Annotated in this window: 13 protein-coding genes and 1 pseudogene; 5 read left to right on the top strand and 9 right to left on the bottom strand. The window is 35.7% G+C overall.

All coding sequences use genetic code 11. From position 1 onward, the window contains the following. The 3 genes from J3U63_RS12775 to J3U63_RS12765 form a co-directional block, all read left to right on the top strand. Positions 1–1,403 (top strand): VENN motif pre-toxin domain-containing protein (locus J3U63_RS12775; RefSeq protein ID WP_267371777.1); only part of this gene is annotated, 1,403 nt, incomplete at its 5' end. 11 nt (positions 1,404–1,414) lie between these two features. Beyond that, positions 1,415–1,882: a hypothetical protein gene (locus J3U63_RS12770; protein WP_267371776.1), complete on the top strand. Its 468-nt coding sequence runs from the start codon at positions 1,415–1,417 to the stop codon at positions 1,880–1,882. 262 nt (positions 1,883–2,144) lie between these two features. Further along, a complete protein-coding gene (locus J3U63_RS12765; protein WP_267371775.1) occupies positions 2,145–2,810 on the top strand; it encodes a VENN motif pre-toxin domain-containing protein in 666 nt (221 codons plus the stop codon). Here J3U63_RS12765 and J3U63_RS12760 read toward each other — a convergent pair. From J3U63_RS12760 to J3U63_RS12730, 7 genes are all read right to left on the bottom strand, one after another. Then, entirely contained in the window at positions 2,789–3,475 is a 687-nt protein-coding gene (locus J3U63_RS12760; RefSeq protein ID WP_267371774.1) for a hypothetical protein, read from the bottom strand. The two genes, J3U63_RS12765 and J3U63_RS12760, sit on opposite strands and share 22 nt — an antisense overlap. Positions 3,476–3,479: 4 nt before the next feature. Then, positions 3,480–4,190, bottom strand: coding sequence for a hypothetical protein (locus tag J3U63_RS12755; RefSeq protein ID WP_267371772.1), 711 nt, complete (start codon positions 4,188–4,190; stop codon positions 3,480–3,482). A gap of 319 nt (positions 4,191–4,509) precedes the next feature. Further along, positions 4,510–5,421 carry a VENN motif pre-toxin domain-containing protein gene (locus J3U63_RS12750; RefSeq protein ID WP_267371770.1) on the bottom strand — a complete coding sequence of 304 codons (912 nt, stop codon included), beginning with the start codon at positions 5,419–5,421 and terminating at the stop codon, positions 4,510–4,512. Positions 5,422–5,726: 305 nt separating this feature from the next. Then, positions 5,727–6,062 (bottom strand): hypothetical protein, encoded by a 336-nt coding sequence (locus tag J3U63_RS12745; RefSeq protein WP_267367866.1) that lies wholly within the window; start codon positions 6,060–6,062, stop codon positions 5,727–5,729. Beyond that, the gene (locus tag J3U63_RS12740) at positions 6,059–7,861 is read right to left on the bottom strand and encodes a VENN motif pre-toxin domain-containing protein (protein WP_267371768.1); all 1,803 of its coding nucleotides are present in this window, start codon (positions 7,859–7,861) and stop codon (positions 6,059–6,061) included. The genes J3U63_RS12745 and J3U63_RS12740 overlap by 4 nt, the downstream gene beginning before the upstream one ends. A gap of 298 nt (positions 7,862–8,159) precedes the next feature. Continuing rightward, positions 8,160–8,435 (bottom strand): DUF6966 domain-containing protein, encoded by a 276-nt coding sequence (locus J3U63_RS12735; RefSeq protein ID WP_267371754.1) that lies wholly within the window; start codon positions 8,433–8,435, stop codon positions 8,160–8,162. Beyond that, positions 8,432–8,872: a hypothetical protein gene (locus J3U63_RS12730; RefSeq protein WP_267371753.1), complete on the bottom strand. Its 441-nt coding sequence runs from the start codon at positions 8,870–8,872 to the stop codon at positions 8,432–8,434. Before J3U63_RS12730 ends, J3U63_RS12735 begins: the two co-directional genes overlap by 4 nt. A gap of 245 nt (positions 8,873–9,117) precedes the next feature. Here J3U63_RS12730 and J3U63_RS13460 point away from each other — a divergent pair. Both J3U63_RS13460 and J3U63_RS13455 read left to right on the top strand, forming a co-directional pair. Beyond that, positions 9,118–9,228 (top strand): annotated as a pseudogene (locus tag J3U63_RS13460) (XRE family transcriptional regulator); the annotation flags it as partial. A gap of 31 nt (positions 9,229–9,259) precedes the next feature. Further along, positions 9,260–9,343: a SymE family type I addiction module toxin gene (locus tag J3U63_RS13455; RefSeq protein ID WP_416381313.1), complete on the top strand. Its 84-nt coding sequence runs from the start codon at positions 9,260–9,262 to the stop codon at positions 9,341–9,343. A 59-nt stretch (positions 9,344–9,402) separates the two neighbouring features. On the opposite strand, the gene J3U63_RS12725 is transcribed toward J3U63_RS13455, so the two are convergent. Continuing rightward, on the bottom strand, positions 9,403–9,786 hold the full coding sequence (locus J3U63_RS12725; RefSeq protein ID WP_267371751.1) for a DUF596 domain-containing protein: 384 nt from the start codon (positions 9,784–9,786) through the stop codon (positions 9,403–9,405). An 8-nt stretch (positions 9,787–9,794) separates the two neighbouring features. After that, on the bottom strand, positions 9,795–10,799 hold a 1,005-nt coding region (locus J3U63_RS12720; RefSeq protein WP_267371749.1), incomplete at its 5' end, for a VENN motif pre-toxin domain-containing protein.

Raw genomic sequence — 10,799 nt, 5'->3', positions numbered from 1 at the left:
AGCGAGGCGCAGAAGTCATTGCCAGTATTCTTTATCCGAATAAAAGTATAGATGAATTAAATCAGGATGAAAAACAACAAGTCAGCGCACTCGCCCAACTGGCCACCGGTCTGACTATTGCCGCATTAGGTGGTGATGCTCAGGATATCAATACCGCTATTGCCGGTGGTAAAAATGCGGTTGAGAATAATCTATTGAGTAACAAACGTGGGGTTGAAAAACTTGATAAAGACGGGAAGAAACTTCATGAAAAAATCAAAAATATTGTAGGTGTGGATGAAGTTGATAAATTAGAAGAAAAATATAATGAATGTAAAACAGATGAGTGTAGAAAGGATGTTTATAATGAATATATACAGAAAGAACAAGAAGCAGGTAAAAAACTATATGAATTATACCAATCAGGCAATTTATCTGCCGATGAATATTTCCAGTTAGTCTCATCTTATGCAAGTTCGATGCTTGAAGGAATTCAAGAAGGTCAAACCGATAATGCCAAAAATCACCGCTTTATGAATTGGGATATTTATGATGCTTCCGGAAGCGATTGGATACCGTCAAACATTATATCTAACCCTTATTTATCAGGAGTAAGAGGATTAATTTTATTAAAACAATGGCGAGCTGAAGGATTATCTGAATCACAAATCCAAGAAAGATTTTTAAAAGATAACATATTAGGTGCTTTTGGCTCTGGTCCTGATATTAATGAAATTGTTCATCAGGTTCGTAATAGCGATCTGAGTGTTGATGATGCACTAAGACTAGCAACATTGACTGTTTATGGAAAAGTGACAGACAATGCAAGCAAAGGTAAAAATGTTACCGGAAAAGGGACTGATGCCAACAAACCATTAGACAAAACAGATTTAGAGCTACAACACGGAAAAGGCAATGTTGAACAAGGTGGTGGAAATTATAAAGAGACTAAGGATAAAATACTGGATAATCAGGACACCAATCAGAAAGCTAATGAAAGTAGTAATTTTGGTGAACATGTAAAAAAAGAACAAGAGATTAATTCTGGAAAGGGGGCAAATAGTACATCATCCAATCCAATTATTAACCCAGCTACAAATAAAGTTGTTACTGAACACATCATTGTACCATCAGGGAAAGCACCAAAAACCTCTACGCCAAACTCAATTTATGAGGTATCGAGATCAGATGGTTCTAGAAGTGTTACTTATTATGATGAAAGAGGTAATATGTTCTCAAGAGAAGACTATGGACAGCAAAGAATACATGGTAACCTAGAGTTTGATAATAATGGAAAAGTAGTTCCGCATGAACATAAGCAAACTTATAAATCTCATAACGGCAAAATATATAAAGATAAAAGTTATTACAGACAAATTGATGAAAATGGTAAGCCCGTTGGACCTTGGATTTTAGATAAATAAAGGAAATTAACATGTCAAATGATGTTTGTGGTTATATAGAACCAGTTTTAAGTCAAGATAAACTTGAAAAGTTATCTGAATTTATTAAGAATAGCCAATTGGGGATTCATAAGATCTCTAAAAAGGAATTATATAATTACCCCGATAAGCTAATTCCCGCTTATAATATATTTTCTTTTTTAATAGGGGATGCTCCTGGTTATCCTAATGCTACTTATTTAATAGATTATGACCAATATGCACCAGATACAGATATTGGCTTTCCAGCAGATCCGAAAGAACGTCTAGATATACTTATTAATACATTGATTGATATGATCAAAATTACTAATGCATCTAAAATGGTTGTATCCATGACTGAATGCAACCAAATAGAAACGATTAAAAAAATAAGTTTTTCTGAAATGAGAGAAATTATTCATGCTGATTTTGAAGCATATCAGGCACCGCCTGACACACTTTATGAAATTATATGTTAACAAATTCGTATTTTAATAAATCAGGCTCTACCATCAATTTGCCCTGTTCAATTTTAATAATGGCAGGGCTGCCACATAAAAGCCTATCTGCTCCAGCCACAGCCTCTTAATTGTCCGTTATGGTCTGGGGTTGGGTTTTGTACCTTGTGGCACATAACCGACGGTATAAAACCACCTAGCCTCCACTGCGGATAAATCCCAAAACCGGTTAGATACAGGCACCATTGGCTTTAGTGATATCGAAAACAAAGCGGACTATCAAGTGAGCAGTGTTTCTGGCTCTGTAGGTGCAAGTAAAGGTGGGGGTGAACTGGCAGCAGACATTATTCGTAAACAACTTTATGGCAAGGATGTAAAAGACTTAACTGAAGAAGATAAACGCACTATCAGTGCACTGGCCCAACTGGCCACCGGACTGGCTATTGCCGTTGCTGGGGGAGATGTGGGTGATGCCGGCACTGCTATTGCTGCCGGTAAAAATGCGGTTGAGAATAACTATCTGGCTCAAGCTACAATAATTGCTTGGCGAGTTCTTCGACCTGGAACATTTGGGCAACAAGTAACAATTACAGCAGTTGATGTACTAGTTGCAAAAGGATTAAGTATTGCTGAAGCCGAATCTTTTTTAACCAGTCTAACGTTCGAACAAAGGAAATTAATTGATCTTGCATTAGTTGATCCAATGGGAGATAGTAACTTCGAAAATGCAGTACTAAAAACTTATGAAATTTATGGTGGATCTCATCAAAATGAAGGGTATCCTATCCCAGAACCATTACCTCCTTTATCTGCTACGACAATTCAAGAACAAGATGAGGTAACGCTGATAATTCCGAAGCAGCATTTCCAACCTATCTTATCTTTGTTATTTCCTTTCCAGCAAATTAACCTTCACAAATACTTTTTCTATTCATCAGTACCATCATAATCTTTTATCGCTATACAACGATAATCAAATTTCTCTTCTTGAGAAAAATATTGAGCAAAGTAATTTCTATTCCACAAATGAGATTTTTTATTATTGAACTTTAAATCTTCAATATTAATTTTCTTATATTGAATTTTTTGGTGCATTTCTTCATTTAAAGCTCTTATCTGATCTTGATTTATAAATACATCATACCCTGCCGTATGTAATATCATATTTTCTTCGTTAAATAACAATTCAATACTTCCAGAAAAAATAACTCTTACATAAACCATTGTGTCTTGAAAAGTAAGACTGTTTGCATAACAAACTATTGCTAAATCATTTTTAAGAAACTGTGTTCGCCAAGAATGAAAATAATCTTTTTCATTAACCATAAGAATTTGAGCACATTTGGGGTTTTTTATAATTAATTTTGCTTTTTTCAATAATACAACAGGGTCCTCATAGTTTTTAATAAAATTATGAGGATTTTTTTTTAAAATAATATTATAGAAAGGCTCATCGGTATATAAATTAATTGCAATATTTTCTAGATTAATTTCATATAATGATGATAAATTTTCTGTAATCGCGGGGATTCTAATAAAATTATTTAATCCTATCATTTCATCAAAATGAATCATTGTTGCATAATGATTAGTTATATCTAATTTATAATTCATAGCATCATTTCTTTTTAAATGTATATTCGATTAATTCACTACTTCCAATTGATTTACCATTAGTTTGTGTATGACCATTGTTTGGTACCTTTGTTTTATTAATTAAAACAAGACCTTTATCGGAAGCATTCTTTTCTAGATTTCTTAAAGTCCCATTTGATATGGATCCTTTAATAGTAATAGTCCCTTCACTTGATAAAACTCTCAAAATTTCATTATTCAATGGATCATACTTATATGGGTTTTCCATAATAATTCTATTTTGCGAACCTGTTGCAATATTTGGCAAATCATTAGCATTGCCAGGATAAACACCTTTTCCCATAGGATAATCAGGATGAGATATATTATAAGCGCCTTCAATTGGCTTATTTCCTGCACGGATATTTAATGTTCCTCCTTGTTCGGGTTTATTTAAATATCCTCCTGTCCCATTTCCAGCATTAATTTGTTTAATGATTGTATTATTTGCTCTATCATAAACAATTTTATAAGCCCCGTTTTCACTAAGAGTCGTTCTTATTTCATTTAATAGGGCTGATGGATTTTCTATTAGGTTATTTTTATATAATTCCATTATTGCGGCAAGGTCATTTAATTTAGCCTTACTTAATGAATTAGCAAATACGCTAGCAGTCATCCCAAAACCTGCCGCTGGATTACCTTCAAATCCAACCGTTTCGATTAACCACGTTGCTACATTATTAGCACACAAGATTGGATTAGCTGAACAAAAAACAATGTGCTGCGATGAGGATCTCGGATATAAAAAATCCCAGTTTTTACGCTGGGATCTTAATTATTTGCCAAAGATCTTAATTCTTAAACGACGACACTCCAAATACCACATATAGATTCCTACAGGAATACCAAAAGGAGCTAGTTTACAAGCTATATATATATCTTTAGTATTAATTACAAATTCATTTGTTTTAAAATAAAACAAAAATGAAAATATTAAACTTATAATTAAAATACTAAAAAACAAGATTAAAGGCATCGTTATACATAGAAACAGCAATACTAAATATTTTCTATTTTTCTTCATCTTTTTTACTCTTCATCAGATCATTAATATTCTTTTGAATTAATTCTCCTGTAGCAGAGCCTACGACTCCCCCGGAAATAGCCGGAATAGAACTGTGAGAAGCGGGTTTAGTAATAGTCCAAATTCCAATAGGAACCCATTCATATTGTTTTGAAATTGGATTAAACATTTTTTCTAATGAACCTTGTAACATCTTACCGCCAAGATAACCAAAACCAGATCCTATTGCACCAGCTGCAGCACCAATTAACGGTTCTTCATCTTTTAAATAATTTGATGTTGCACCACCTGTAGCATTCCAACCTATTGTCCCCCAAAAACCAGTCCCTGCACCACCAGTAACAACACCAACTCCTGATGCAATTCCTACATCAGTCCAATTAATGCTACCATCATCATTTAAAGTATATTGCATTCCGGCATTGATAGCACCATTTAATGAACCACCAATGATTGCACTATTAGGTAGAATTATACCTCCAACAATAACACCAGTTACAACACCGCTTGCAATTGCTCTATCTCGAATCATTTCATTAGCATAATCAGTTGCTGCTTTTTCATCACCTTTAAATAGTAACAAACCATCTCGATAATCACGGTCAAATTCATCCATTACTTGCAAGGCCATAAAATTATTCTCAACCGAGTTCTTACCGGCAGCAATAGCGGTGCCGGCATCACCCACATCTCCCCCGGCAACGGCAATAGCCAGTCCCGTGGCCAGTTGGGCGAGTGCGCTGATGTTTTGTTTTTCTGCTTCGGTTAATTCGTTGTCGTTTTTATCCCCATAGAATGTTTTTCGAATGACTTGCGCTGCCAGTTCACCCCCAACAGCACCTGCACCACCAACAAGTCCTGAGTTGCCTTGTAGCTCGGCAACCAATCTGCTAATCACAACAACTCGACACTAAGAGGTAGTTATTTTAACTAAGGTCTATTCTAAACCAAAAACAGCCCTGCTAAAGATGAACAACTTATTACACCGTTGGGGATCGCTCTAACGTTGGTAGGGGTATTCCCCCCCTTAATTTACCATTAAAGACAACCGGCTAAATGAACTCGGATTCACCACAGGCCAATCCGTCACCATCACCGCTAAAAATGGCGCTAACTTGAGAAGTAGATCGCATTGTTGATAAATGATTAATTTAGTTCTGCGATGGGAATCGCAGAACTGGGAAAATAGCTTGCCAAAATAAATCAGTTTGTATAAATCTCTTTCATAATTTTATCTAAATATTCCCTGCTTTCCTTTTTTGCTCTACCTTTCCCTTGTATTGACTTTTTATATTCATCGACAGTTATTATTGAATTCTTCGTTATCGAGTGATCTATTTTTGAAACATCAAATTCAATAACATATTTACCATTAACAAGATAAGTATATATATCTGCATACTGATCTATATTTTGATAAATAAAATATGCAGATGTTAATTCGCCAAATTCTGACAAGAAAAAAGGATAAATTTTTTCCTTTTCCAATTTATGAAAATTAGCCAAATTTCTTTCAATTAATTCATCTTCGTTCATCATAAAGGTATTCTTCCTGGTGTTGCTGTAATTAAATTACCAGCTTTATCTGTAAGTATTGTTATAGTATTAGTTGGTTTTCCACTAAACTTATCGACTCCAATATTTTTATCAAGGGTAATAACTCGTTCATAAATCTTCTGTTGGGTATTTGTTCCCTTAATAATAGAAAATCTTGTATTGCTAATTGGGACATTCCTAACTTGATCACTTCCAATAAGTGATTTAGCTTCTGCTTCACTAATAGTAAACTGACTTGCATTACTATTACTATTAAAATGTCTATTCAAAACATGATTCCAACCTTTTGCTGAATCACCATTTTGAATATTAATACGAGATTGAACAATAGGATTTTCCAAATCGGCTTTATCTATAACTTTATCAGCGCCATTTGAAACTTTATAGCCATTAGATGTTGTCTGGGACTTATCTTCACTTGCTGATGATTTATCTTTATTATTATGATCATCATCAGGTGGTAATCCTGGCGCACCACCTGCTGTAATAGCCCCTGCACCTCCCAATTTGTTATTGTTGCTATCGTTATCCCCTGATGATTCGTTATAAATTCTATCACCAAAGGTTTCATCACCAAACATGATTGGTGCCAAACCTTTTTTAGCCAGTATTTGTGCATCTAGCCAAGCTATCTGTTCAGGAGTTAATTCTTTAATTTGGTTAATATCTCGTGTTTGTCCAACCCTCATGGCTTCTTCTATTTGTGCATTAGTTAAACCAAAATTAAGACCTAATTGCATTAATGCATTTCGACATGATGCAATTTTCATACACGATTCATAACCTTTTTCTAGCCCTTTAATTGCTCCTCTTGTTAATCCATTATTCTCAACCGCATTTTTACCAGCAGCAATAGCAGTGCCGGCATCACCCACATCTCCCCCTGCAACGGCAATAGCCAGTCCGGTGGCCAGTTGGGCCAGTGCACTGATAGTGCGTTTATCTTCTTCAGTTAGGTCTTTTACATCCTTGCCATAAAGTTGTTTACGAATGATATCCGCTGCCAGTTCACCCCCAACAGCACCTGCACCACCAACAAGTCCTGAGTTGCCTTGTAGCTCGGCAACCACAGCACCTAAAATCGCATGAGTAATTAAGTTTCCGGCAACATTATCGGTTACCCAGTTGCCATTTTCATCCATATGGCCGGTATGCTTTTTGATTTGCTCAGCCAGCCAAGGAGCACTGGCACCAGCAAGCCCACCGGTAATATCACCCGAAATAATGCCTGTCACAATGGCAACTGCACTATCTATCCCTTTGCTGACATCGCCCCCCATTGTGCCCAGGTTTTTACCATTTTTTAGGTTGGATGCTAATTGCGTATCAACCGCTGAGTAATACCAGTAATCTTTATTATCTTCATAATACTTTTCAAACGATATTTTTGCTTTTTCGTCATCAGTTAACTTTTCATACGCTTTTGCTGCCTCAAGCCTTGATAATGCATCCTTATTTTTATCTACATCATTTTGCGCTTGTATGCGGTCATATTTATTCACCACATCTTTTGTTTGTTGGGCAATATCTTTAATTAACTCTACCGTTTCTATCTTATCAAGCTCTTTTTGCTTATCAAATATCTGTTTCAGCGGATTATTGGTACTCTCAGTATCCCGACTTAATTCATTGATATCCTGTTTTTGCTCGTCTTGATTACGGATGATTAACTGTCCATTTTCCACCGCTGATTTGGAGGTACTCGAGTCTTTATCACTGTTTTGATACGCCGTTGGGACGCTAGGTCCTCCCGTACCGCCACTTATCGATACCTGGGTCACCTTAAAGTCGGCTTTGTTTTCTATATCACTAAAACTGATTGTGCCCGTATCTAACCGGTTTTTGGATTTATCCGCAGTGAAGGCTAGGTGGTTTTATATCGTCGGTGACATGTCACAAGGCACAAAGCCCAACCCCAGACCATAACGGACAATTAAGGGGCTGTGGCTGGAGCAGATAGGCTTTTATGTGGCAGCCCTGTTATCATTAAAATAGAGCAGGGCAAATTGATTATTGAACTTGCGATGCAGCTCTAGAAAGTGAATAATATGATCCCATTTTTAGACTGGGATCATGTTATTAATGGTTAATTAATTCAAATAGTTGTGTCCTTAAAAAATATAACCTATCATTTTCATCTATCAATGGTTTTCTATCCTCATAAAGCACAATGTCATTAAAAGAGCCCATGCCACCATAAAGCTTTGATAGCTCGCTTTTTATAAACTCAGGATCAGACTCTATTTCCTTACTAAATTTTATAAAGCTGTTTCCCCAATCAGGATAGTTACCTTTTATTAATAATGTCGATATCTCAACAAGGATCTCTTTTATCTTTTCAATATTATTCATCATGTTAATGGTTTAACCTCTATGATCTCTGTTCCCTTTATTGTCCATGATTTAGGGACAACTATTTGCTGTGTTCCACCGACATAAATTCCATTCTGAGAGCCAACTTCACCAACATAAACTTTTGTACCTGCAGGGATCTTTATAGCTATTGATGAATCAATAGGTGAAGTACTTCCACCAGGCCATTGTGGTAAGACCGCTTTATCTATGCGTGTTTGTAAAACACCTTGTGGGGGTTCCACACTAAAAAATTGACCAAATGGCTTATCTGCTGTACCTGCTCTATATAGGATAGTGTCTTGTTGTAATACAACTTCTTTATACTTGCCCCCAGTAAAAGTCCCTGCTAAATCATCCGTTAGCGGGCCTGGTTTTATTGCCGTATACTCACCGAGTGTTTTTCCTTGTAAAGACCCTGCCGTTCCCTTGTCCAGCATTTAATTCTTGCTTAAGTGCATTATATTCATTAATCGCCTTTTCTGCTTTAGCTAAATCTAAAGCACTTATTTTACCGTTAACAATACCTACGCCTTTAACACCATAATATAATGAAATTACATCCGCTATTTTTTGTGTATACATGGCAAATTTAAATTTAGATGCCGCTTCTTCATAACTAATATTATTTTCTTTGGCATAGTTATTAATTACATAAGTCCTCTTATCAAGAGCTTAATGATCTAAGGCATTAATCAATCACCTACAAGAAGAGCAACAGACAGTGACTAAATTAATTGATGCAGTGATTGTAAAAAATCGTTTTGAGTCAGTGCTATTGTCTGTTGATAAATAGCAATTAATTATTTAAACGCAAACACCCTGCGCTGCATCTTAAAGATAATTGGCTGGAGGCGATGGGATTTAAAACCGGACAAGCGATAACTATCACCGTTAAAAGGGCAAATTAATTGTCCAACTTACCAAGTAGATTACCTAATAAAAAGGAAATTTATTGTGAACTCACTACCTAAGTCCATTCTAAAGAACCATCATCCAAAACCCAGACGGCTTCCGCCGGACAAGAATCATCAAAAAACCAATAGTCATCCATTAATTTTTGTTTATCAAACATTCCATCTGCCGTTTTTGGAAAAGCGTTATAAAATAATTTTATTTGATCGTCTATTGACCCCGATAGAAGATGTCCATTTTTTGCTAACTTAAGACGACCTTCTTTTAGTAATCTATGAACAAAATAAAAAAATAACGCTTTTCTTTTTTGGAATGGAATCTCGTTTCCAGTAAACTCTGAAGATAAAACCAATTCTGGAGAAATGCAATTCCATAACCCATTAAATGCTCTTAGTTCTGACCAATCAACAACCGTTTTAAAATCATTCTCGTTTATCATACTTTTTCCTATTTAAATTTAATTTCTGCCCCAGTTCTTAATCCCCTATGTAAATTTATTAAAGTTGGGTTATTTTTTATATCAATAGTCCAACGAGCGCCCGTATTTGAATTGGATACATTTCTTAATGTAATATTAGTTCCATCTTGAAGACGTGCGGTATAAATACCATCTTTAACCTTCGTCAAAGGTTGTCCTGCTAATTCCTCTGCATAATTATATATTTGTTTATCTGACAAATTTTGACTTTCATAAATTCGAGTACTGTAACGATTCCCACCATTTTGTTTAATTAATTGACCATCAATCTCTAAATCAGTTTTAGGATTATCTTTATTATAAATGTCTTTTAACTCATCAAATCGTTTTTGTTGCTTTTCATTTTGATAGTTTTCATTATTTTTCTTGCTATTATTGTTATCTTCATCATCAGGAGGCAAACCTGGCGCACCACCTGCTGTAATAGCCCCTGCACCTCCCAATTTGTTATTGTTGCTATCGTTATCCCCTGATGATTCGTTATAAATTCTATTACCAAAGGTTTCATCACCAAACATGATTGGTGCCAAACCTTTTTTAGCCAGTATTTGTGCATCTAGCCAAGCTATCTGTTCAGGAGTTAATTCTTTAATTTGGTTAATATCTCGTGTTTGTCCAACCCTCATGGCTTCTTCTATTTGTGCATTAGTTAAACCAAAATTGAGACCTAATTGCATTAATGCATTTCGACATGATGCAATTTTCATACACGATTCATAACCTTTTTCTAGCCCTTTAATTGCTCCTCTTGTTAATCCATTATTCTCAACCGCATTTTTACCACCAGCAATAGCGGTATTGATATCCTGAGCATCGCCACCTAATGCGGCAATAGTCAGACCGGTGGCCAGTTGAGCGAGTGCGCTGACTTGTTGTTTTTCATCCTGAGTTAATTCATCTATACTTTTATTCGGATAAAGAATACTGGCAATGACTTCTGCGCCTCGCTCACTGACCGCTGCACCAACTCCGCC

This window comes from Gilliamella sp. B2838 (genome assembly GCF_026536185.1).
GTDB lineage: Bacteria > Pseudomonadota > Gammaproteobacteria > Enterobacterales > Orbaceae > Gilliamella.
This window is presented reverse-complemented; position numbering and strand designations above follow the sequence as displayed.

Coding starts and splice junctions, on each gene's coding strand:
- J3U63_RS12725 (WP_267371751.1), bottom strand. CDS start 9,786: ATGATAAACGAGAATGATTTTAAAACGGTTGTTGATTGGTCAGAACTA.
- J3U63_RS12760 (WP_267371774.1), bottom strand. CDS start 3,475: ATGAATTATAAATTAGATATAACTAATCATTATGCAACAATGATTCAT.
- J3U63_RS12745 (WP_267367866.1), bottom strand. CDS start 6,062: ATGATGAACGAAGATGAATTAATTGAAAGAAATTTGGCTAATTTTCAT.
- J3U63_RS12770 (WP_267371776.1), top strand. CDS start 1,415: ATGTCAAATGATGTTTGTGGTTATATAGAACCAGTTTTAAGTCAAGAT.
- J3U63_RS12735 (WP_267371754.1), bottom strand. CDS start 8,435: ATGATGAATAATATTGAAAAGATAAAAGAGATCCTTGTTGAGATATCG.
- J3U63_RS12730 (WP_267371753.1), bottom strand. CDS start 8,872: ATGCTGGACAAGGGAACGGCAGGGTCTTTACAAGGAAAAACACTCGGT.